16 protein-coding genes are annotated in these 24,513 nt (G+C 46.3%); 8 read left to right on the forward strand and 8 right to left on the reverse strand.

All coding sequences use genetic code 11. From position 1 onward, the window contains the following. Positions 1 to 37: 37 nt before the first annotated feature. The 7 genes from rsgA (at position 38) to IX91_RS13655 (ending at position 9,852) form a co-directional block, all read left to right on the forward strand. Complete coding sequence (gene rsgA, locus IX91_RS13625; RefSeq protein WP_004747633.1) at positions 38 to 1,093, forward strand: small ribosomal subunit biogenesis GTPase RsgA; 1,056 nt, start codon at positions 38 to 40, stop codon at positions 1,091 to 1,093. A 111-nt stretch (positions 1,094 to 1,204) separates the two neighbouring features. Then, positions 1,205 to 2,083: an archaetidylserine decarboxylase gene (gene asd / locus IX91_RS13630; protein WP_004747632.1), complete on the forward strand. Its 879-nt coding sequence runs from the start codon at positions 1,205 to 1,207 to the stop codon at positions 2,081 to 2,083. 170 nt (positions 2,084 to 2,253) lie between these two features. After that, positions 2,254 to 3,669 (forward strand): SLC13 family permease, encoded by a 1,416-nt coding sequence (locus IX91_RS13635; protein ID WP_004747631.1) that lies wholly within the window; start codon positions 2,254 to 2,256, stop codon positions 3,667 to 3,669. Positions 3,670 to 3,963: 294 nt separating this feature from the next. After that, on the forward strand, positions 3,964 to 5,844 hold the full coding sequence (locus tag IX91_RS13640; RefSeq protein ID WP_004747630.1) for a methyl-accepting chemotaxis protein: 1,881 nt from the start codon (positions 3,964 to 3,966) through the stop codon (positions 5,842 to 5,844). 72 nt (positions 5,845 to 5,916) lie between these two features. After that, a complete protein-coding gene (locus tag IX91_RS13645) occupies positions 5,917 to 6,804 on the forward strand; it encodes a DMT family transporter (protein ID WP_004747628.1) in 888 nt (295 codons plus the stop codon). Between the two features lie 226 nt (positions 6,805 to 7,030). Further along, entirely contained in the window at positions 7,031 to 8,563 is a 1,533-nt protein-coding gene (gene gpmM, locus IX91_RS13650; protein WP_004747627.1) for a 2,3-bisphosphoglycerate-independent phosphoglycerate mutase, read from the forward strand. A 152-nt stretch (positions 8,564 to 8,715) separates the two neighbouring features. Beyond that, a complete protein-coding gene (locus IX91_RS13655) occupies positions 8,716 to 9,852 on the forward strand; it encodes a murein hydrolase activator EnvC family protein (protein ID WP_004747625.1) in 1,137 nt (378 codons plus the stop codon). Between the two features lie 51 nt (positions 9,853 to 9,903). Here the strand turns inward: IX91_RS13655 and IX91_RS13660 are convergent, their stop codons facing one another. The 4 genes from IX91_RS13660 to nudC all read right to left on the reverse strand — a co-directional run bounded on the left by IX91_RS13660 (position 9,904) and on the right by nudC (position 13,792). Continuing rightward, positions 9,904 to 10,863 (reverse strand): DHHA1 domain-containing protein, encoded by a 960-nt coding sequence (locus tag IX91_RS13660; protein ID WP_004747623.1) that lies wholly within the window; start codon positions 10,861 to 10,863, stop codon positions 9,904 to 9,906. A gap of 75 nt (positions 10,864 to 10,938) precedes the next feature. Continuing rightward, positions 10,939 to 11,574 (reverse strand): TetR/AcrR family transcriptional regulator, encoded by a 636-nt coding sequence (locus IX91_RS13665; protein WP_004747621.1) that lies wholly within the window; start codon positions 11,572 to 11,574, stop codon positions 10,939 to 10,941. A 107-nt stretch (positions 11,575 to 11,681) separates the two neighbouring features. Beyond that, the gene (hemE, locus tag IX91_RS13670) at positions 11,682 to 12,749 is read right to left on the reverse strand and encodes a uroporphyrinogen decarboxylase (RefSeq protein ID WP_004747619.1); all 1,068 of its coding nucleotides are present in this window, start codon (positions 12,747 to 12,749) and stop codon (positions 11,682 to 11,684) included. Between the two features lie 257 nt (positions 12,750 to 13,006). Continuing rightward, positions 13,007 to 13,792 (reverse strand): NAD(+) diphosphatase, encoded by a 786-nt coding sequence (gene nudC, locus IX91_RS13675; RefSeq protein WP_004747618.1) that lies wholly within the window; start codon positions 13,790 to 13,792, stop codon positions 13,007 to 13,009. A 178-nt stretch (positions 13,793 to 13,970) separates the two neighbouring features. Here nudC and IX91_RS13680 point away from each other — a divergent pair, with 178 nt between their 5' ends. Beyond that, on the forward strand, positions 13,971 to 14,465 hold the full coding sequence (locus IX91_RS13680) for an Rsd/AlgQ family anti-sigma factor (protein ID WP_004747616.1): 495 nt from the start codon (positions 13,971 to 13,973) through the stop codon (positions 14,463 to 14,465). Between the two features lie 478 nt (positions 14,466 to 14,943). Here IX91_RS13680 and rpoC read toward each other — a convergent pair whose 3' ends face one another. The 4 genes from rpoC to rplJ all read right to left on the reverse strand — a co-directional run bounded on the left by rpoC (position 14,944) and on the right by rplJ (position 24,422). Then, positions 14,944 to 19,149, reverse strand: a complete 4,206-nt coding sequence (gene rpoC / locus IX91_RS13685) for a DNA-directed RNA polymerase subunit beta' (protein WP_004747615.1) — start codon at positions 19,147 to 19,149, stop codon at positions 14,944 to 14,946. A 92-nt stretch (positions 19,150 to 19,241) separates the two neighbouring features. After that, positions 19,242 to 23,270 (reverse strand): DNA-directed RNA polymerase subunit beta, encoded by a 4,029-nt coding sequence (gene rpoB, locus IX91_RS13690; RefSeq protein WP_004747613.1) that lies wholly within the window; start codon positions 23,268 to 23,270, stop codon positions 19,242 to 19,244. Positions 23,271 to 23,501: 231 nt separating this feature from the next. Beyond that, the gene (rplL, locus tag IX91_RS13695) at positions 23,502 to 23,870 is read right to left on the reverse strand and encodes a 50S ribosomal protein L7/L12 (protein ID WP_004747612.1); all 369 of its coding nucleotides are present in this window, start codon (positions 23,868 to 23,870) and stop codon (positions 23,502 to 23,504) included. A gap of 57 nt (positions 23,871 to 23,927) precedes the next feature. Beyond that, positions 23,928 to 24,422, reverse strand: coding sequence for a 50S ribosomal protein L10 (gene rplJ, locus IX91_RS13700; protein WP_004747610.1), 495 nt, complete (start codon positions 24,420 to 24,422; stop codon positions 23,928 to 23,930). Positions 24,423 to 24,513 lie beyond the last annotated feature (91 nt).

Here is a 24,513-nt window from a genome sequence, read left to right on the forward strand (position 1 = left end):
TATCACCCGATAAATTAATCAACTGAAGTAGAGAAACGTGGCTAAAAAGAAAAAGCTAACCAAAGGTCAGGTGAGGCGTGTACGCCATAACCAAAAACGCAAACTTAAGCAGGAAGAGGCCATCCAGTGGGATGAATCTATGCTTGGAGGGAGTAAATCAGGCCTGGTTATCACTCGTTTTGGACAACACGCAGATATAGAAGATCTCGAAAGCGGAGAAGTCCAGCGCTGTAATCTTCGTCGCGGTATCGAATCTCTGGTTTCTGGGGACAAAGTTATTTGGCGCCCTGGCCTAGAGTCGATGGAAGGCATCAATGGTGTGGTTGAAGCCGTCGAGCCAAGAACTTCAGTCTTAACACGCCCTGATTACTACGACGGTTTAAAACCTGTCGCTGCGAACGTAGACCAAATGGTCATCGTTTCTTCAGTTTTACCTGAATTGTCGCTCAATATCATTGATCGCTACTTGGTCGCCTCTGAAACCTTAAGCATTGCACCGCTGCTAGTATTGAACAAAATCGATCTTCTTGAACAAGAGCAACTAGCTGAATACAAATCTTGGCTAAACGAATACGAGCGCATTGGCTACAAGGTGCTGTTTGTCAGTAAGCAAACCGGTGAAGGTATTGCAGAGCTCGAAGCTGAGCTGAAAGATCGCATCAATATTTTCGTCGGTCAGTCTGGTGTCGGTAAATCAAGTCTAGTTAATGCGCTTATGCCTCAATTTAATGTTGAGGAAGGCGAGATCTCAGAAAACTCCGGCCTAGGCCAACACACAACCACCGCATCACGCCTTTACCATATCCCAACAGGGGGCGACCTAATTGACTCACCGGGAGTTCGTGAGTTTGGTCTGTGGCACTTGGAAGCCGAAGAAGTCACTAAAGCCTTTGTTGAATTTAGACCTTATCTAGGTGGCTGTAAGTTCCGTGATTGTAAACACAATGACGACCCAGGATGTGTACTGCGTCAGGCCGTTGAAGATGGTGAGATCAACGAAATACGCTTTGAAAACTATCACCGTATCCTCGAAAGCATGGCGGAAAACAAAGCCAATCGACAATACTCTCGTAGCAAAAAAGCGGATTTGTAACCGCAATTTTGTAAGCAAACTCTCGCAACTGCTGACTTTTGGGCGCATTTTGAGTAACATCTCGCGCCCAGAATATAGTCAATCATCAAAATAGCATTGGAATTGAACACAATGGATAAGATTAAAGTTGGACTGCAATATTGGATCCCTCAGCACGGCTTAACGCGCTTAGTGGGTAAGCTAGCTTCAGCGAAAGCTGGCGGTCTAACAACAGCAATCATAAAGTGGTTTATTAAGCAATACAACGTTAACATGGATGAAGCACTTCATTCTGATCCTAAACACTTTAAGACGTTTAACGAATTTTTTGTTCGTGAGCTAAAAGATGGCGCACGCCCAATCACCGAAGAAGCCACTGTTATCACGCACCCAGCAGACGCTTGTGTAAGCCAGTTTGGTCCTATCACTGATGGCAAACTGATTCAGGCAAAAGGCCATGACTTTACGGCGCAAGAGCTACTAGGCGGAGATGCAGAATTAGCTCAAGAGTTTGCCGACGGTGAATTCGCGACACTGTACCTTTCACCACGTGATTACCACCGAGTACACATGCCATGTGACGGCACACTTCGTCAGATGATTTATGTACCAGGTGATCTATTCTCAGTTAACCCGCTGACTGCTGAGAACGTACCAAACCTGTTCGCACGTAACGAACGTGTGGTATGTATTTTTGATACAGAGTTTGGACCAATGGCGCAGGTGCTTGTTGGCGCAACAATTGTTGGTAGCATTGAACAAGTTTGGGCTGGCACAGTAACCCCACCACGCGGCAATACGGTTTACAAATGGGACTACCCAGCTGAAGGTGACAAAGCGGTAATCCTTAAGAAGGGTGAAGAAATGGGTCGCTTTAAGCTAGGCTCAACGGTTATCAACCTATTCGCCAAAGATGCGGTGAAATTTGATGACACGATGCAAAATGGTCAACCTACGGTAATGGGTACACCTTACGCTCATACCGCTCAAGCAGAACAAGCAGCGGAATAATCACCAACGTTCGACTCTGAAGCCTCGCAATCGCGGGGCTTTTTTTGACCCAAAGCAAACCTCCCTCAACAATTTCAACTGTTTATCAAAATTCTAGACTTGGTCTAAGACCTTTAATTCATTGTGAACTAATCTGTGGCTTCACTAATACTTTTGAGGTAAAGGATTGTATGCCAAAGGTAGAATCGGGAATTATCATTAAACTATTGATCAGTTTTGGTCTGCCAATCGGTGTGCTGTTTATGCCTATTGACTGGATCCCTATTGATGATCTGACCCTGATTCAGCATCGACTATTGGCCATCTTTCTTCTCGCAGCCCTACTTTGGGTACTAGAGCCCGTCCCAGTGTTTGCGACTTCGATTTTGATCATCGCCTTAGAGCTGGTAATGATTTCCGACAAAGGGCTACATTTATTCCGCAACCCTCCTGCAGGACATGACTTGGGGGAGTTGATGAACTACACAGACATCTTCAGCGCCTTCTCTTCGCCAATCATTATTCTGTTTATGGGTGGTTTTGCCCTTGCGATCGCAGCCTCTAAGTATGAGCTCGATAACAACTTAGCGCGCGTACTGCTCAAGCCTTTTGGCCACCAGCCTAAGTTCATCATGCTTGGCTTAATGTTGATTACTGCCGTGTTCTCAATGTTTATGTCCAACACCGCAACAACGGTAATGATGCTTGCATTACTTGGCCCAATTGTCGCTTCGGCACCTAAAGGCGATATTGGCATTAAAGCCTTAGTACTGTGTATCCCAATCGCCGCCAACACAGGCGGTATTGCGACTCCAATCGGTACGCCACCGAACGCCATCGCACTTCAGTACCTCACTGGCGAGAACAGTATCGATTTCTTAAGCTGGATGATGATGGGATTACCCTTTGTGATTGTGCAACTGACTATCGCTTGGTTCCTGCTGCAAAAGCTGTTCCCTTCTTCCCAACAAACTATGAAGCTTAAATTAGATGGGCAATTCCAAAAGAACTGGCGTGCTATGGTGGTTTACGCCACGTTTGCTTCAACCATCCTATTGTGGATGACGACCAAACTGCATGGTATGAACACCTATGTTGTTTCCATTATTCCACTGGCTGTTTTCACGCTCACTGGCATTATGGGCAAAGCTGAGCTCAAGCTGATTAACTGGGATGTACTGTGGCTAGTCGCCGGTGGTATTGCGATTGGTATTGGTTTGGATAAAACCGGATTGGCAGCCGCCCTGGCTCATGCGATTGATTACGAATCGCTATCGCCAATTGCCGTAGTTCTTACTCTGTCGATCGTCTGCTGGCTAATGGCAAACTTCATGTCCAACACCGCGACTGCTAACCTGCTAATGCCAATTGCGGCTGCAATTGGGGCTTCCATGGAGAGTTTAGCTAGCGTCGGTGGACTGCAAGGATTATTGGTCGTTGTCGCCTTCTCTGCATCGCTTGGCATGATTTTACCAGTATCAACACCGCCAAACTCTCTGGCTTACTCTACTGGTCTTATCGAGAGCAAAGATATGGCCAAAACCGGGCTAATTATCGGTGTGATTGGATTAGCAATTGTTTATGCCGGAGCACTGCTACTTACTTAATTACCGTATGGCATTTAATATTTATTGACTGAAGGTCACAGTTCAATCAATATTCGCCCTAAATAGGTAAGTTAGTCGGTGTTCCTGTACATAGATCAAGCAAATTGGTCGCTTTGGATTATAAAATCAGTTCAATAATAACAAGAACATCCATTTCACTTTCAATGTGAGATTTCTATCCGGCGGTAGTGGCCACGAGGTTCGGTTGATGCTCTCCACATGGCAAACACCTTCTCCCAGTGTCTCTCCACTCCGCTTTTCTCAATCTATTGTCTCGTAAATGAAGGAAAGGCAATGAGAAATACAATAAAACTAAAAATGCAGATTGCGATTGCAATCGTTATCGCAGTGGTCAGCGGGGTTCAAGCTTGGATCTCGGTAAGCCAATTAAAACAAGAAACCACCTCAGCCCTAAATAGTGAAATGGCCAATGTCAGCCACGCCACTACTCGCTACATTAGTGATTGGTTAGCCATACGCAGCGATATGATGCTTGCTAACGAGAAAACCATCGTCCAGTCAGATAACTCTGACCGTGAAATGCTAATTACCAAGCGAGCGGGCGATTTTCTTTCCGTTTATGCTGGCTTCGATGACGGCTCCATTGCCTACGGTGATAAAACCGAAGACTGGCCTGCCGATTACGATCCAAGAACTCGACCGTGGTATCAAGATGCCATGAAAGCCTCTGGGCTAATCCTGACCGAACCTTATCAGGATTTTGATGGCAGCATTGTTGTCAGTTTTGCCAAAGCCTTTTCCGGTGAAAGAAAAGGGGTGCTTGCCGCCGATTTAACCGTCACTAACATCATCAGTGAAGTACTCAATGTCACGTTAGATAACGATGGCTTTACCTTCTTAGTGGATGGTAACAACAACATCGTTGCCTATCAGGATGAAAAGCTAAGCCAACAGCCTTTAACCGTTCTAAACCCTGTTCTAAGCCATAACATGGTCAATGAACTTGTCAGCAAATCAGCCCTATCAACCATTAGTTGGCCGGATCAAGGTGACAAGCTTATCTATGTTACCAATGTCCCGACGACAGACTGGTCTTTAGGTATCGTGGTCGATAAGGATCTCGCCTTCGCTTCCGTCACTGAACAAATCCAGTTTACGGCACTCGCTTCCATCATCCTGTATTTAGTGATTGCCACATTCAGTACTTACACAATTACTAAACTGCTTAAACCGCTACAAGACTTGTCAGCATCCCTTTCACAACTGTCTAAAGGTGAAGGTGATTTGACCCAGCGCGTCGAGATTAAGCGCCGAGACGAAATCGGTGAAGTCGCGGAGCATGTCAATCAGTTCTTGAGTCAAATGCAGGCAATGATCAGCGGCATCATCAACCACAGTGAAAAGCTCGCCAACCAAGCTGTTCAGGCAAATGAACTATCACAACAGGCTTCTCATCAAGTTGAGGCGCAACAAAATGATGTTAACCAGATAGCGACAGCCATCCATGAGATGTCGGCTACCGCGGCAGAAGTCGCAAGCCATGCAGAGCTCACAGCTGCCGCTTCTCAAACTTCATCAACCGCTTGTCAGGACGGCCAACAAGTGATTCAGAAAAACCGCCAAGCGATCGTTGACCTAGCAGATCAGGTAATGGCTGCCGCGGGTGTGATCTCTGAGTTAGAAAGTAACACTCAAAGCATTAATCAGATCCTTTCTACTATTCAAGAGATAGCCGAACAGACCAACCTGTTGGCGCTTAATGCAGCGATTGAAGCGGCACGCGCTGGTGAGCAAGGGCGCGGTTTTGCGGTCGTTGCGGATGAGGTTCGCGTGCTGAGCCAGCGTACCCATGGCTCAACCGAAGAGATCCGCAATATGATCGAGACGCTGCAAAACAATACTCAGTTAGCGGTTAACAGCATGCAGAGCAGCACGTCGCTTGCCGACACAAGTGTCGACTATGCTCAGCAAGCGGCCGATAGCTTGGGTCATATCACTGACGCGATTACTGAAATCAATGATATGGCACTACAGATTGCGAGTGCAGCCGAAGAGCAACGAGCTGTGAGTGAAGATATCAGTCGCAATACGCAGGGGATTAAAGATGCTTCTGATGTCCTTGCTTCACAAGCGCTTCAAAGCAGCGAAAGTGCCGATAACATGCGTGACTCTGCAGAAACCATGCGTCGCGAGGTGGGACGCTTTAAGGTTTAACCTATGATTTAAACTTTTTTTAATGCATATTGTCAGCCATTACTCTTCCAAATTCACAAGGATTTCGTGTCAATGGGATATGAATGGCTGGCATTGGCAGCGGCATTTCTTTGGGCGGTAGCCAGTCTACTTTCTGTTGTTCCCGCGCAACATTTAGGAACCTTTGCCTATAGTCGTTGGCGTATGGGCTGCACCTCTGTGATTTTAGGGGGTATGGCACTGATTACTGGCGGTTGGGCCAGCGTAGAAACCAGCGCGATTTCCGCCATGATGCTATCTGGCGTGATCGGTATCTTCATCGGAGATACTGCCCTATTCGCCTGCCTCAATCGCATGGGACCAAGACAAGCTGGTCTACTCTTTTCTTGCCACGCCGTCTTCTCCGCTGTACTAGGTTACTTCCTATTTAGCGAAACCATGACATCTCTCGAATTGTTGGGATCAGCTTTGGTTTTTTCTGGCGTGTTAACCGCGATATTTTTTGGTCGTAAAGGGCAAGCCAATAATCAACTTGAGTCAATCAAAGGCAGTATTTGGGTCGGGGTCGGTTTAGGTTTACTAGCAGCACTTTGCCAAGCACTCGGTGGCATTATTGCTAAACCTGTTATGCAAACAGCAATCGATCCTGTTGCGGCATCGGCCATGCGTATGATGACAGCGTTTGCAGCTCACTGTCTGTTTTTCCTCACTGGCGCCAAACTTGCGCGAGCCACACATCCCATGAACCTGCGAATTTTCTCCATTACCGCAGTCAATGGTTTCCTCGCTATGGCGGTCGGAATGACGTTGATCCTATACGCCCTTCAGCAAGGAAATGTTGGTATGGTGGCACTCTTGTCTTCCACAACACCAATTATGTTGTTACCTATACTTTGGATTTACTCAGGTAAGCGCCCTAACCGCTTTGCATGGATAGGGGCCATCGTTGCCGTTGTAGGGACAGGAATTTTGGTCGCATAGGCTATTAGAGTAATAGGTATTTCCCACTGTCAATTTTCGCCTTACGCGAGAAAATAAGGACTAGTATAAGTGGTTGGGAAAATACCCACTGGAAGTAAGGTGAAAGATAACAACAATATTTCACAAACAATATTTGATCTTAACCTACAGTTTTGGTTAAAAAGTGTAGTAAAATTACGCTAATTTAGTTTCCAAAGTTACTTTGAAATTTGACGAGGTCATCACTATGACAGCTAAGAAGCCTATGGCTCTAGTTATTCTTGACGGTTACGGACACCGTGAAGATACAGCAAGCAACGCGATCGCGAACGCAAAAACTCCATTCCTTGATAGCCTGTTTGCTAACAAACCAAACACTCTAATCTCTGCTTCTGGCATGGATGTTGGCCTACCTGATGGTCAAATGGGTAACTCTGAAGTAGGTCACACCAACATCGGTGCAGGCCGCGTTGTATACCAAGACCTAACTCGCATCACTAAATCTATCGCTGACGGTGAATTTGCACAGACTCCTGCTCTAGTTGAAGCAATCGACTCTGCTGTTAAAGCTGAAAAAGCAGTACACATCATGGGCCTAATGTCTCCAGGTGGCGTACACTCTCACGAAGATCACATCTACGCAGCCGTTGAAATGGCAGCAGCACGTGGCGCAGAGAAGATTTACCTACACTGCTTCCTAGATGGTCGTGACACGCCACCGCGCAGCGCAGAAAACTCACTAAAACGTTTTGACGAGCTATTCGCTAAACTAGGCAAAGGCCGCGTGGCATCGCTAGTAGGTCGCTACTACGCAATGGACCGTGATAACAACTGGGATCGCGTACAAGTTGCTTACGATCTTCTCACTCAAGCTAAAGCGGAATTTACTTTTGACTCAGCAGTGGCTGGTCTTGAAGCAGCTTACGCTCGCGAAGAGAACGATGAGTTCGTTAAAGCGACAGCGATCAAAGCTGAAGGTCAAGAAGACGCAGTTATCGCAGATGGCGATGCAGTAATCTTTATGAACTACCGTGCTGACCGTGCTCGTCAAATCACACGTACTTTCGTACCTGCATTCGACGGCTTCGAGCGCGCTGTATTCCCTGCAATCAACTTCGTAATGCTAACGCAGTACGCAGCTGACATCCCACTAGCAATCGCATTCCCACCAGCGTCTCTAGAGAACACTTACGGTGAGTGGCTATCTAAGCAAGGTCAAACTCAGCTACGTATCTCTGAAACAGAGAAATACGCACACGTTACGTTCTTCTTCAACGGTGGTGTTGAGAGCGAATTCGACGGCGAAGAGCGTCAACTTGTTGCTTCTCCAAAAGTAGCAACTTACGACCTACAACCAGAAATGAGCTCAGAAGAACTCACAGAGAAGATGGTTGCGGCGATCAAATCTGGTAAGTACGACACTATCATCTGTAACTACCCTAACCCAGATATGGTTGGTCACACTGGCGTTTACGAAGCAGCAGAGCAAGCGATCGAAGCAATTGATGCATGTGTTGCTAAAGTAACGGCTGCTATCGAAGAAGTTGGTGGCCAAATGCTGATCACAGCAGACCACGGTAACGCGGAAATGATGGTAGACCCAGAGACAGGTGGCACGCACACTGCTCACACTAACCTACCAGTTCCTCTAATCTACGTTGGTGACAAAGAGGTTGAGTTCAAAGAAGGCGGTAAACTGTCTGACCTAGCTCCAACAATGCTTTCTCTAGTCGGTCTGGAAATTCCAGCAGAGATGACAGGTGAAGTTCTAGTTAAGTAATTAACTTTTACTCCCGCATTTCAAAGCCCGAGCCATTGCTCGGGCTTTTTGTTTTCAGAGGCTCAGTAACAAGTTTTGACATTGCGCTTTCTTCTGATCAAAAGGTTTGGGTATACTGGATGCTTCTCAAATAGTTAGGGCAAATTTGTAACATGGCTAGCACCCCACTAAAGACTCTGTTTACCAACAAGGTTTGGCTTACGCTCGGGTTGATGCTTTGTTCTTACTCAATCACTCCTAGCTATGCAGCAAACAACTCCGAGCTAAAAGGTGTCAGCGGTGAGATCTCTCGCCAAAAGCAGTCACTGTCTTCCCAACAAAAGAAACTCGACTCACTGCAAAAATCGCTCAAATCTCAAGAAATCACGATCACTCGTTTAGAGAAAGAGATCAAAGAATCCAAGGCCTCTTTAGCCAATACGAATAAAAATATCCGTAATCTTGAGTCTAAAGTCGATCAGCTCGAACAACAAAAGAAAGCTCAAAGCGATAAGTTGGCTGAGCTCATTCAAACTTATTACGTCACTCAACGTGCTAAAACCTCCTCGAACATTCTTAACCAAGGTGTCGAAGAAGATAGAATTAGCCAGTATTTCCAACACCTTGCTAAGGAACGAGCGACTACCATTGCCGAACTGGAGAAAACGGTTGATGAGCTAGATGATAGCCGCGAACAGCTCAAGCTAGAGAAACAGCAAATCACCAACCTGCTAAAACAGCAGACCAACAAACGCGATCAACTGGCAAGTACTCAGTCTAAACGTAAAGGGACTGTCTCGCAGATACGTAAGAGCATTTCCAATGACAAGGTTTACCTCTCTGAGCTGCAACGCAATGAAACTCGACTGAAAGCAGAAATAGCTAAAGCCGCTAAGCGCAACGCCGTCCCTATGGATGGTCTAGCTCGTCAAAAGGGCAAACTGCCATGGCCGGTCAAAGGTAAGATTCTGCACAACTATGGCTCTCGCCAAACCGGGCAGATCAATTGGAAAGGTATGGTAATTAATGCCAACTACGGTCAATCAGTGAAAGCGGTTTATTCAGGAACTGTCGTCTTTGCTGACTACTTACGCGGCTACGGCTTAGTGGTTTTACTCGACCACGGTAAGGGTGACATGACTTTGTATGGCTTTAACCAGAGCCTACTTAAGAAGGAAGGTGATAAAGTCATTGCAGGTGAAAGTATTGCTTTAGCTGGCGATACCGGAGGCCAACCACGCCCATCACTCTACTTTGAAATTCGCCGTAACAGTAAAACTCAGAACCCTAAGAACTGGCTAACCCGCTAGTAGCAACCAATGTGGCGTTCAATTAGCGTTGATCGCCCAATCCATACGACTTTACCCGCGATAGTATTGCTCAACCGCCTCAATAAATGCACTTAACTGCTCTTTAGGTAGTGCATTTATTCCTGCAGCGGCTGCTCGTCCACCACCACTTGGAAACTGAGTACAAATATCCCCTGCCCCTTGTTTATTGTTCAGCGGCGCACGTAGCGAAACGGTATATGTTCCATCACTGTTTTCAGTTAATACAGCATGCGCAGAATTTGGCGCTTTATTTGCCAGGTGGTTACCATAAACACCACTGATCCTGCGAGATGACGCCTGATTGGGTAATTCAAAGACAGATAACTTAGCGCTGCGATACTTAGCTTTTATCGCCAGTGCACCATCCATATCTGCCTGATAAGCCTCACGCAAAAATAAAAATGGAGAGTTGTGATCAGCTATAACAGCAAAAGGATCATCATAGGCCAAAAGCTCTTGGAACAGTGCTGCAGGATGGAAATGCAGATCTTCTAACTCTGAACCGTAACCATTGTAGTTGATGAGTGTCCCTAGCTCTTTGAGTTGTTGTTTTTGATCATCACTCAAACCCGCTTTGTCAGCCAGAGCATCCGCTTTAGCAATCAGATTGTCACCGTAGGCTCCCGTGATCGCCCAAGCGTGATATCGTCCATCCAGTAACTCATCAATGATTAAAGCGGTACAGGTATTTGCATCTAGGTCGATATGGGCGTCTAAATTGGCATTACGCGGAATATCTCCAGACTTATGGTGATCGGCATAGAACACGTCTAGACCCATAGCTAACAGTCTTTCTAGGCCGGACTTGTTCTTTTCCATCGAGATATCCAAAACCGTAACTGAATCACCAAGGCTCGCCTCTAGCTTATCTAGCAATTGAATATCGCGCTTAACACCTGTCACTAAAGCAGCGACCTTTGGTTCAGCTAAGCGGAGTTGAAGCAGAGCGATGATCCCATCGGCATCACCATTGAATACATCGAAGTGCATAAAACAAAACCCATTAAAATATCTCTCGATACTCTAATGGGTTCTCACTGATTGAACAATTTCAATTAGTTATGACTAAGCATGAATTGCTTTAACGCCATCTTCCAATAATTGAAGCTGCTCCAAGCCTTGCGTCGTGGCTTTCGGTTTTACTACAGAAATCATTTGCAGCATGCCCTGATGGATAACCTGCTCGGTGATCTTTGTTTTCGGTGACATAGCAGCTTGGTAGCCTAGCCAACTTGAAGCAATCATATGCAGTGTGGTCACCAGTGACTTCATCTCACTATCTTCCACAGACACAAGCTCAAGGTCGACAAACGCTTGCATGATATTGATGAGATTGGTTTGTAGCTTTTCTTGAATCTGGATGTATTCTTCATGTAGCTGTTCGTCGCGCTGAAGGATCTCCGGCAAATTAGCGTAGAAGAAGCGATACTTCCACATCAAAGTAAAGATCGAATCCAGATAGTGCTTGAGAAGAACTAAGCTCTCTTGCTGACCTTGAATAGGCGTGAAGCGCTCAAGAAGTTCATTAGAGTATAAAGCGAAGATCTCGCGCACGATTTCTTGCTTGTTACGGAAGTGGTAATACAGGTTACCCGGACTAATATCGATATGTGCGGCAATATGATTGGTTGTGATATTACGCTCACCATGCTGGTTAAATTGTTCCAGTGCAGCTAGCACTATCTTGTCACGAGTTTTCATGAATTATCCGCATTCCTTTCTATATGTCTAACGGCAGTATAGCGGCTAGTGTAACCTATAACAAAAAAGCGCCTGGTCGTATCAGGCGCTTTTCATAAATTACTCAATTATTTGTGGTACGGCTTGGATAACTCATGTACCGCTTCTACAAATACGCCCGCATTTTCTGGCGGCACATCTAAGTGAATGCCGTGACCCAGGTTAAACACGTGACCCGTGCCTGCGTCGCCGAAACCTTCAAGGATGCTTGAGACTTCTTCACGGATACGCTCTGGAGAAGCGTAAAGCATAGATGGATCCATGTTACCTTGTAGTGCCACTTTATCGCCCACACGTTTAACCGCGTCTTGGATGTTGATTGTCCAGTCTAGACCGACTGCATCACAACCCGTTGCTGCGATTTGCTCTAGCCACATACCACCGTTCTTAGTGAATAAAGTCACGGGTACACGGCGACCATCGTTTTCACGGATTAGGCCGTCTACGATTTTGTGCATGTATTGCAGTGAGAATAGGTTGTAGTCACGCGGAGTTAGCACACCACCCCAAGTATCGAATACCATAACAGATTGAGCACCCGCTTTAATCTGCGCATTTAAGTACTCGATAACACTGTCTGCTAGTTTATCTAATAGCAGGTGTAGCGTTTGTGGTTCTGCGTACATCATCTTCTTGATCTTAGTGAAAGCTTTAGAGCTACCACCTTCAACCATGTAAGTAGCCAGCGTCCATGGGCTGCCAGAGAAACCGATTAGCGGTACATCACCATTAAGATCTTTACGGATCTGACGTACTGCGTTCATTACGTATTTAAGCTCACCTTCTGGATCTGGGATACCGATCTTTTCGACGTCCGCTTTACAGGTAATTGGCTTGTCAAATACAGGACCTTCACCTGCTGCAAAACGTAGCTCAAGGCCCATTGCGTCAGGAATAGTTAGGATATCAGAGAACAGAATCGCGGCATCAAGAGGAAAACGGCGCAAAGGTTGAAGCGTTACTTCTGATGCTAGCTCTGCATTCTTACACAAAGACATAAAGTCACCCGCTTCTGCGCGAGTTGCTTTGTACTCTGGAAGGTATCGACCTGCCTGACGCATCATCCATACTGGAGTGTAATCTACTGGCTCTTTTAGTAGCGCACGAAGATAGCGGTCATTCTTTAATTCAGTCATTCCGTTTTTCCAATTTTTAGGCTCATTTTTGTTGCGGCTATTCTAACACTGTTTGACTCGCAAAAGCTGTGTGCTTTGCAACCTAGATCAAGTTATTAACTTTTAAATCAGTGCTTAATTTGCACCCACTAAGTATCAGTGTTAAAAATTTGTTTGCTAGCGAAAACTACAATTATAAACCGAGCACAGAGTGCTTGGCATCTCATAACGACATCTTACTTACCCCCTCCTTCTGGAGGGTTTTTTTTATCTATATTTCAGCTAGATAGCTTAATCTCATCCAGCGTATATTCAATCAATTGTCGAGCAATGGTTCCGGTTGGAGCAACGGGCGGCAACTCTTCGATCCCAAACCAGCGCGCGTCGCTAAGCTCACTGTAATCGGGTTTTAGCTCACCCGATTGATAGTCGGCGACAAAGCCCATCATCATGCTCGACGGAAATGCCCAAGGCTGACTGCCAAAGTAACGAATGTTGGTCACCGCTATTCCGGTTTCTTCCTTGACCTCACGAGCAACGCACTGCTCTAAAGTCTCACCGACTTCGAGGAAACCCGCGATGACGGTGTACATCCCATTACGATGCCTTGGATGTTGCGCTAGTAAGATTTGCTGCTTGTTACGCACAGCCACAATGATACAAGGGAAGATACGCGGATAATGTAAGGTTCGGCAATCACCACACTGCATGGCTAATTGATTGTGATTGAGATGATTTCGACCACCACACTGAGGGCAAAAGCGTAGACTTTGACTCATATGTCCGTACTGAATTGCCTTACTCATCAACAGAAATAGCGGCTCTGGAAAATGCAAACAATCACGCAAAGAGGTCAGCTCAAGCTCCTCAGACACATCCGCTTCATTAAGCCACATCAGCGGGTAATTCTCCCATCTTCCGACTTCAATTGCCTGCTCATAGGGTAAGTTTAAACTCTCAGCACTTCCCTTAGGCAACTGGCCGTTTTGCAGCCAAATATCACTTCCTGATACAACACACCAATAAGCATTCTTCGTACGGTTTGTGTCACTTTTATTCAACATTGACTCACCTCTTCGCTTGCAGTTCGTCTATTTTACTGGCAATCTAAATTCATACCAGAGTTTGTAGTCAGTCAATTTTGAGACTATAAATTCTAGTAAGGACAAGAGGTTGTACTCTGTACGTGCTTTGGGAGTCAAAGCGTAATGATCACCGGAGAAGTGATCCGATCATGAGGATATGGTCATGCTGAATAAATTCAAACAAACACAAGAACAATGGGGTGGCTCAAGCGAAGTCATCGACCACTGGCTCGAAACAAGACAATCATTGATTGTCGAATATTGTCAGCTGGGCTCCCTTCAACCTGCAAACGGCCACTCTAACGTCGTCGAACTTCCTTCCCCAAAACAGATCAGTTCATTCTGCGATCATGTAGTTGATTACATTTCTGAAGGCCATTTCAAAATCTACGATATGGTGATGAAGAAATGGCAAGCAACGGGTTTTAAGACTAACAACGAAATCGACGCGACCTATGCCAAGATCGTCTTAACCACAGAACCTTTGCTTGAGTTCAACGATAAGTATGTCAGCGTTAGTGCAGATGATGAGCTACCCAGCTTTGAAGCAGATATGTCAAAAGTGGGCGAACTACTCGAAGTGCGCTTTGAAGTGGAAGATCAGTTGATTCAACTTATCGCAGATAGCTTGGCGATTCCGCCTGGGGCATAAAAGCTAGAGAGCTAGAGAGCTAGAGAATCTTGAAGGGTTGGCGTTTTGCGTCGACCCTTTTGCGTTTTGGATAACTGGATAACTGGATAACTGGATAACTGGATAACTGGATAACTGGATAACTGGATAACTGGATAACTGGATAACTGGATAACTGGATAACTGGATAACTGGATAACTGGATAACTGGATAACTGGATAACTGGATAACTAACGTTGCTCTGTAGTGGATGAGGAGTCAACTCTCTTTCCACAAGGGCGAAGCCCGATCCAGTTCTCTAGCAGCGAAGCGATCCATAGGACGAAGTCCGTTCTAAAATCTCGAAGGACGAAGTCCGGTCTCGATTCTCGGAACGCAGTGTTCTCGTAGGGCGAAGCCCGATCCCGTTTTCCATAGGACGAAGTCCGTTCCCGCCTCCCGCTCTCCAAAAACAAAAAAGGCACCCGAAGGTGCCTTTTGTCATTTCTTAGCTAGCGATTACTCGTCTGCAGAGAAACCTGCGTTTAGTAGCGCTGCAAGGTTGTCAGTCGCTTGTTCAGCTGAAGGACCTTCTTGCTCTTCTACACGCTTAGCTTGACGATCTTGGTGGTAAGCGAAACCTGTACCTGCTGGGATTAGACGACCAACAATTACGTTTTCTTTCAGACCACGTAGCTCATCACGCTTACCAGAAACCGCAGCTTCTGTTAGTACGCGAGTTGTTTCCTGGAATGATGCCGCAGAGATGAACGATTCAGTCGCTAGAGATGCCTTAGTAATACCAAGTAGCTCACGCTCGAAACGAACTAGCTCTTTGCCTTCAGCTTCTAGCTGACGGTTAGCAATCTTAACGTTCGCGTATTCAACCTGCTCACCCACTAGGAACTCTGTAGAGTCACCAGCGTGCGTGATTGTACACTTACGTAGCATCTGACGAACGATAGTTTCGATGTGCTTATCGTTAATCTTAACGCCTTGTAGACGGTATACTTCTTGAACTTCGTTCGCGATGTATTGAGTCACAGCGTGGATACCACGTAGACGTAGAATGTCATGTGGAGACTCTGGACCATCTGCGATCACGTCACCACGTTCAACTTTCTCGCCTTCGAATACGTTAAGCTGACGATGCTTAGGAATCATCTCTTCGTAAGCGTCACCGCCTTCACGAGTGATTACTAGACGACGCTTACCTTTCGTTTCTTTACCGAAGCTTACAGTACCTGTGTGCTCAGCAAGAATCGCAGGCTCTTTCGGCTTACGAGCTTCGAATAGGTCAGCTACGCGTGGTAGACCACCGGTGATATCTTTGTTACCGCCAGATTTCTGAGGGATACGAGATAGAGTATCACCCACGCCTACTTCAGCGCCGTCTTCGATGTTTACAATCGCTTTACCAGGTAGGAAGTAGTGAGCTGGCATTTCAGTACCAGGGATCATTACGTCGTTACCTTGCGCATCAACAAGTTTGATAGCTGGACGCATATCTTTACCTGCTGCTGGGCGAGCTGCTGCTTCAGTTACTTCGCTTGAAGATAGACCTGTTAGGTCATCTGTTTGACGAGAAACTGTAACGCCATCGATCATGTCCACAAACTGGATGCGACCTGCCACTTCAGTGATGATTGGCATAGTGTGCGCTTCCCAGTTCGCTACTGTTTCACCAGCTTCAACTGCGTCGTTGTCGCCTTTAGATAGTAGAGAACCGTAAGGTAGTTTGTGTTTCTCTTTAGTACGACCAAATTCGTCGATGATAGTCAGCTCTGAAGCACGAGAAGTGATTACAAGCTTCTTATCTTTGTTGATAACGAATTTAGCGTTGTGTAGCTTAACTGTACCAGTCGTCTTAGCTTGGATGCTGTTCTCTGCTGCTGCAGTAGATGCCGCACCACCGATGTGGAACGTACGCATCGTAAGCTGTGTACCCGGCTCACCGATAGACTGAGCAGCGATAACGCCCACTGCTTCACCTTGGTTCACTAGGTGACCACGTGCTAGGTCACGACCGTAACACTGAGCACAACAACCGAAGTCTGCATCACAGGTAACTACAGAGCGCACTTTCATGCGGTCAACTGAGTTCTCTTCCATGATCTGACACCACTTCTCATCAATTAGAGTGTTACGTGGGATCAGTACATCTTCAGTACCTGGCTTCAGTACGTCTTCTGCAACTACACGACCAAGAGCCAGCTCAGAAAGTGCAACTTTAACGTCACCACCTTCGATGTGCGGCATCATGTCAACACCTTCATGGGTGCCACAGTCATGCTCGTGTACAACAACGTCTTGAGCAACGTCTACTAGACGACGAGTTAGGTAACCCGAGTTCGCTGTTTTCAGTGCTGTATCCGCAAGACCCTTACGAGCACCGTGCGTTGAGATAAAGTACTGAAGTACGTTTAGACCTTCTTTAAAGTTCGCAGTGATCGGCGTTTCGATGATCGAACCATCTGGACGCGCCATCAGACCACGCATACCTGCAAGCTGACGAATCTGAGCTGCAGAACCACGTGCGCCCGAGTCGGCCATCATGTAGATGCTGTTGAATGATTCTTGCTGCTCTTCTTCACCGTCGCGGTTAACAACAGTTTCAGAAGATAGGTTTTCCATCATCAACTTAGCTACGCGATCGTTGGTCGATGCCCAAATATCGATCACTTTGTTGTAGCGCTCACCCGCAGTTACAAGACCAGATTGGTACTGCTCTTGGATTTCGCGAACTTCTGCTTCCGCTTCTTCGATCTCAGTGTACTTAGCTGCTGGAACAACCATGTCGTCGATACCAACAGATACACCAGAAAGTGCCGCGTAAGCGAAACCTGTGTACATGATTTGGTCAGCGAAGATTACAGTGTCTTTTAGACCTAGCTTACGGTAAGCCTCGTTAAGTAGGTGAGAGATCTGCTTCTTACCTAGCTTTTGGTTAACGATGCTGTATGGAAGACCTGCTGGCACGATTTGCCATAGCATTGCACGACCGATAGTTGTATCAACCATCTTAGTCTCAGTTGTGCTGTTGCCATCTTCGTCTTTAACAGTCTCAGTGATACGAACTTTAACGCGAGCGTGTAGCTCAGCAGTCTTAGTACGGTATGCCTTCTCAGCCTCAGCTGGGCTAGCAAGGTACATACCTTCGCCTTTCACGTTGATCTTGTCACGAGTCATGTAGTAAAGACCCAATACAACGTCCTGTGAAGGTACGATGATCGGATCACCTGACGCTGGCGACAGAATGTTGTTTGTCGACATCATCAGAGTACGAGCTTCAAGCTGTGCTTCTAGAGTTAGAGGCACGTGTACCGCCATTTGGTCACCATCGAAGTCCGCGTTGTACGCCGCACACACAAGTGGGTGTAACTGAATTGCTTTACCTTCGATTAGTACTGGTTCGAACGCCTGGATACCTAGACGGTGAAGTGTAGGTGCACGGTTCAATAGTACTGGGTGTTCGCGGATTACTTCGTCTAGGATATCCCAAACGATCGCTTCTTCGCGCTCTACCATCTTCTTAGCAGCTTTGATTGTCGTCGCAAGACCACGAGTCTCTAGCTTGCTGTAGATGAACGGTTTGAATAGCTCAAGTGCCATCTTCTTAGGAAGACCACACTGGTGCAGACGGAGGTATGGACCTACTGTGATTACAGAACGGCCAGAGTAGTCTACACGCTTACCTAGAAGGTTCTGACGGAAACGACCTTGCTTACCCTTGATCATATCAGCAAGAGATTTCAGAGGACGCTTGTTCGAACCCGTGATCGCGCGACCGCGACGACCGTTATCTAGAAGTGCATCAACAGACTCTTGTAGCATACGCTTTTCGTTACGTACGATGATGTCCGGAGCAGCAAGCTCTAGTAGACGCTTCAAACGGTTGTTACGGTTGATTACGCGACGGTATAGATCGTTCAGATCAGAAGTCGCGAAGCGACCGCCATCTAGTGGTACTAGAGGACGTAGATCTGGCGGAAGTACCGGAAGCACAGTTAGGATCATCCACTCTGGGTTGTTACCAGATTGAACGAACGCTTCAACTAGCTTCAGACGCTTAGTGATCTTCTTACGCTTAGTCTCTGAGTTAGTAGACTGAAGCTCTTCACGCATTTCTTCGATTTCAGCAGGCAGATCCATAGACGCAAGTAGGTCTTTGATCGCTTCTGCACCCATCTTAGCCGTGAACTCATCACCCCACTCTTCTAGGCGATCCAGATACTCTTCTTCAGTTAGCATCTGAGATTTTTCTAGATCAGTCATACCCGGTTCAGTTACTACGTACATTTCGAAGTAAAGAACACGTTCGATATCACGTAGAGGGATATCCATTAGTAGACCGATACGAGACGGCAGTGATTTTAGGAACCAGATGTGAGCAACTGGTGAAGCAAGCTCGATGTGGCCCATACGGTCACGACGAACTTTAGTTTGTGTAACTTCAACGCCACACTTCTCACAGATAACACCACGGTGTTTCAGACGCTTATATTTACCACAAAGACATTCGTAGTCTTTTACTGGACCAAAAATACGCGCACAGAACAGACCATCACGCTCAGGCTTGAACGTACGATAGTTGATCGTTTCAGGTTTTTTAACTTCACCGAAAGACCATGAACGGATCATGTCCGGTGAAGATAGACCGATTTTGATTGCATCAAATTCTTCGGTCTTATGCTGCGCTTTTAGAAAGTTTAATAAGTCTTTCACAATCAGCTCCTGTAAGGAGTTAAAAGGGGCTCACCCGCAAAAGTGAGCACCTTCTACCAAATAATCGCTTTTCTCAATTAAGAAAGAAGGGATTACTCTTCGTCTTCTAGCTCGATGTTGATACCTAGCGAGCGAATCTCTTTCAACAGTACGTTGAACGATTCTGGCATGCCAGGTTCCATGCTGTGGTTGCCATCTACGATGTTCTTGTACATCTTAGTACGGCCGTTAACGTCATCCGACTTAACTGTTAGCATTTCTTGAAGCGTGTAAGCAGCACCGTATGCTTCTAGTGCCCATACTTCCATCTCACCGAAACGCTGACCACCGAACTGAGCTTTACCACCAAGTGGTTGCTGAGTTACTAGGCTGTACGAACCAGTTGAACGAGCGTGCATCTTGTCATCAACAAGGTGGTTCAGTTTCAGCATGTACATGTAACCAACAGTTACAGGACGCTCAAACGCATCACCTGTGCGACCATCAAACAGCGTTAGCTGACCAGATTCTGGTAGGTCACCTAGTTTCAATAGCTCTTTGATTGATTGCTCAGAAGCACCGTCAAATACTGGAGTCGCGATCGGTAGACCACCACGTAGGTTCTTGATCAGCGTACGAACTTCGTCATCAGATAGAGACGCAACGTCTACTTTCTGACGAGTATCACCAAGGTCGTAAACTTTCTGTAGGAAGTCACGGAACTTAGCTAGCTCTTGCTGCTCTTTCACCATCTGGTTGATCTTGTCACCGATACCTTTCGCTGCCAGACCTAAGTGTACTTCTAGGATCTGACCGATGTTCATACGCGAAGGTACACCCAGTGGGTTTAGTACGATGTCAACTGGCTGACCTTTCTCATCGTAAGGCATGTCTTCAACAGGGTTGATCTTAGAGATTACACCCTTGTTACCGTGACGACCCGCCATCTTATCACCAGGCTGGATACGACGTTTAACCGCTAGGTAAACCTTAACGATCTTCAGTACGCCAGGTGCTAGATCATCACCTTGTGTGATCTTACGACGCTTAGTTTCAAACTTCTTATCGAAGTCAGCACGTAGCTCGTCGTACTGCTCTGCTAGCTGTTCAAGCTGAGTCTGTTGAGCATCATCTTCAAGCGTTAGCTCTAGCCACTTCTTACGATCGATAGCGTCTAGTTTCGCTTCAGTGTAACCACCGTCTAGAAGCACAGCTTTAACACGGTTTAGAAGGCCACCCTCAAGAATCTGGAATTCTTCAGTAAGGTCTTTCTTCGCTTCTTTAAGCTGCATCTGTTCAATTTCAAGTGCACGTTTGTCTTTTTCAACACCGTCACGAGTAAATACTTGAACGTCGATGATTGTACCTGAAACAGAGTTTGGTACGCGTAGAGACGTGTCTTTAACGTCTGACGCTTTTTCACCGAAGATAGCACGTAGAAGCTTCTCTTCAGGAGTTAGCTGAGTTTCACCTTTAGGCGTTACTTTACCTACAAGGATATCACCGCCTTTCACTTCCGCACCGATGTAAACGATACCTGACTCGTCTAGTTTAGACAGAGCAGACTCACCTACGTTTGGAATGTCAGCTGTGATTTCTTCAGCACCAAGCTTAGTATCACGCGCCACACAAGAAAGCTCTTGAATGTGGATCGTAGTGAAACGGTCTTCTTGAACTACGCGCTCAGATACTAAGATCGAGTCTTCGAAGTTGTAACCGTTCCAAGGCATGAATGCGATACGCATGTTCTGACCAAGAGCTAGCTCACCAAGGTCTGTTGAAGGACCATCAGCAAGAACGTCACCACGTGCAACTGGTTCACCCGGCATCACACATGGACGCTGGTTGATACACGTATTTTGGTTAGAACGAGTGTATTTAGTTAGGTTGTAGATATCGATACCTGCTTCACCAGGGATCAGCTCGTCTTCGTTTACTTTAACAACGATACGAGAAGCATCTACAGACTGGATTACACCACCACGTTTCGCTACCGCTGTAACACCAGAGTCAACTGCGATGTTACGCTCGATACCAGTACCAACTAGAGGCTTGTCAGCTTTAAGTGTTGGAACTGCCTGACGTTGCATGTTCGCACCCATCAATGCACGGTTCGCATCATCGTGTTCTAGGAACGGGATAAGCGATGCAGCGATAGATACAACCTGGTTAGTTGCAACGTCCATGTAGTCAACATGTTCGCGTGGGTGTAGGCCAGATTCACCTTTCTGACGAGCAGTGATTAGCTCTTCAGAGAATGTGCCTTGTTCAGTAAGAACAGTGTTCGCCTGAGCGATAACGTACTGACCTTCCTGAATAGCAGATAGGTAATCTACTTCGTCTGTTACTACGCCATCTACTACGCGACGGTATGGAGTCTCTAGGAAACCGTACTCGTTACAACGCGCAAACGCAGATAGAGAGTTGATCAGACCGATGTTTGGACCTTCAGGCGTTTCGATAGGACATAGACGACCGTAGTGAGTTACGTGTACGTCACGTACTTCGAAGCCAGCACGTTCACGAGTTAGACCGCCAGGACCCAATGCAGAGATACGACGCTTGTGCGTTACTTCTGATAGAGGGTTGTTTTGGTCCATGAACTGTGACAGCTGTGAAGAGCCAAAGAATTCTTTAACCGCAGCAGAGATAGGCTTAGCGTTGATTAGGTCTTGAGGCATGATTGCATCAAGATCACCAAGGCTTAGACGCTCTTTAACAGCACGTTCAACACGTACTAGACCAACGCGGAATTGGTTTTCTGCCATTTCGCCAACAGAACGGATACGACGGTTACCTAGGTGGTCGATATCGTCCACTTCACCGATGCCGTTACGGATAGCGATAAGCTTCTTCATCACTTCAACGATATCAGTTTCGTCAAGTGTGCCTTGCTCTTGAGCATCTTCACGTTCGATAGAGCTGTTGAACTTCATACGACCAACAGTCGATAGATCGTAACGCTCTTCTGAGAAGAATAGGCTTTCGAATAGTGCTTCAGCAGCTTCTTTCGTTGGCGGCTCACCAGGGCGCATCATGCGGTAGATTTCTACCAATGCAGAAATACGATCAACAGTGCTGTCGATACGTAGTGTTTCTGACATGAACGGACCGTGGTCTAGATCGTTAGTAAACAACGTCTGTAGCGCTTTGTGGCCTGCTTGAGAAAGGTTAGCTAGAGCTTCTAGGCTGATTTCTTGGTTTGCACCAACAATGATCTCGCCAGTCGCTTCGTTGATGTAATCTTTCGATGCAACTTTGCCTACGATGTACTCGACAGGTACTTCGATGTGCTCAACGCCATCTTTTTCAAGCTGACGGATGTGGCGTGCAGTTACACGACGACCAGTTTCAACGTAAGTTTTGCCGTTTGCTTCAATATCGAATGACGCAGTTTCACCACGTAGACGATCAGGAACAAGCTCCATTAATAGAGTTTGATCTTTCACTTCGAAGTTCACCTTCTCAAAGAAGATGTCCAGGATCTCTTCTGTCGTCTTACCTAGTGCGCGAAGAATGATAGATGCTGGTAGCTTACGACGGCGGTCAATACGTACGTATAGGTTATCCTTAGGATCAAACTCGAAATCAAGCCATGAACCACGGTAAGGAATTACGCGTGCATTGTATAGAACTTTACCTGAAGAGTGGGTCTTACCCTTATCGCTGTCGAAGAATACACCTGGGCTTCTGTGCAGCTGGGATACGATAACCCTCTCGGTACCATTGATTACGAAGGTACCATTGTCTGTCATAAGCGGAATTTCGCCCATGTAGACTTCTTGTTCTTTAATGTCTTTTACAGTACCTGCTGGCGCGTCTTTATCAAAGATAACTAGGCGTAGTTTAACGCGTAGTGGTTTTGAATAAGTTACGCCGCGGATTTGACATTCTTTAACGTCAAAAACTGGCTCACCAAGACGGTAGCTAACGTATTGCAGCTCGGAATTGCCGTTGTAGCTCTGAATTGGAAATACAGAACGGAAAGCAGCTTCAAGACCGTATTGACCTTCAGGATCCTGTTCGATGAATTTTTCGAACGAATCGAGCTGGATCGATAGCAGGTATGGAATGTCCAACACTTGTGGACGAGTACCAAAGTCCTTACGGATGCGCTTTTTCTCGGTATAAGAGTAAACCATGGGGTTCCTCAGCTCGCTGATAAGTGACCCAAACTGTCTCCAATAGTTATGAGACAGTGACTAACATCTGTTTGATTGTAGTGACATTTCATTAAGAGCTAATGAAATGTTTTTTGCTAGGAATCTGGGTGCTCAAACAGCGGAAAAATCACCCAACCCCTACAGCGCAAAAAGGCCGGTGGTTATAAAACCACCAGCCATTAGCCGTTAGGCTAAGAAACTAAGCAATAATTACTTAACAGTAACACTTGCACCAGCTTCTTCTAGCTGAGCTTTAAGAGCTTCAGCTTCGTCTTTCTCTACGCCTTCTTTAAGAGGTGCAGGAGCGCCGTCTACTAGAGCTTTAGCTTCTTTAAGACCTAGGCCAGTTGCGCCACGTACTGCTTTGATTACAGCAACTTTGTTGCCGCCAGCAGATTCTAGGATTACGTCGAACTCAGTTTGCTCAGCAGCAGCTTCGCCACCAGCAGCGCCGCCAGCTACAACAGCAGCAGCAGCAGAAACGCCGAATTTCTCTTCCATCGCTTCGATTAGTTCAACAACTTGCATTACAGACATTTCTGCAACTGCGTCTAGGATTTGCTCGTTAGTAATAGACATAACAATTCTCTTTTAAATCAACAATAAGTTTATTAAGCAACCAGAAAAAAGCAAGGCTTATGCCGCAGCTTCTTCTTTTTGGTCGCGTAGTGCAGCGATAGTACGTACCAGCTTGCCTGCAGAAGCTTCTTTCATGCACATCATTAGGCGTGCGATTGCTTCGTCGTAAGTTGGTAGTGTCGCTAGTACTTCAGCGTCAGTTAGCGCGCCTTCAAATGCAGCAGCTTTGATCTCGAAGTCAGTGTTCTCTTTAGCGAAGTCTTTGAAAAGACGCGCTGCAGCACCTGGGTGCTCGTTAGAGAATGCGATTAGCGTAGGACCAGTGAAAGTGTCAGTTAGACACTCGTAATCAGTACCAGCTACCGCACGACGCATTAGTGTGTTACGAACAACTCGTACATAAACACCCGCTTCACGAGCTTGTTTACGTAGAGAAGTCATCGCGCCCACTTCAACGCCACGAGAATCAGCTACAACTGCAGAAAGTGCACCGCTGGCAGCTTCGTTGACTTCAGCAACAATTGCTTTTTTGTCTTGAAGGTTTAAAGCCATCTTGGATTTACTCCTGGTTGTCGTTACACCACTCACTATTATCACAACAGTGAGAGCTATTGAGGTGCTTCCCAGAAGAAAGGTAACTATT

The sequence above is a fragment of the Vibrio tubiashii ATCC 19109 genome (genome assembly GCF_000772105.1).
In the GTDB taxonomy this organism is placed as follows: Bacteria; Pseudomonadota; Gammaproteobacteria; order Enterobacterales; family Vibrionaceae; genus Vibrio; species Vibrio tubiashii.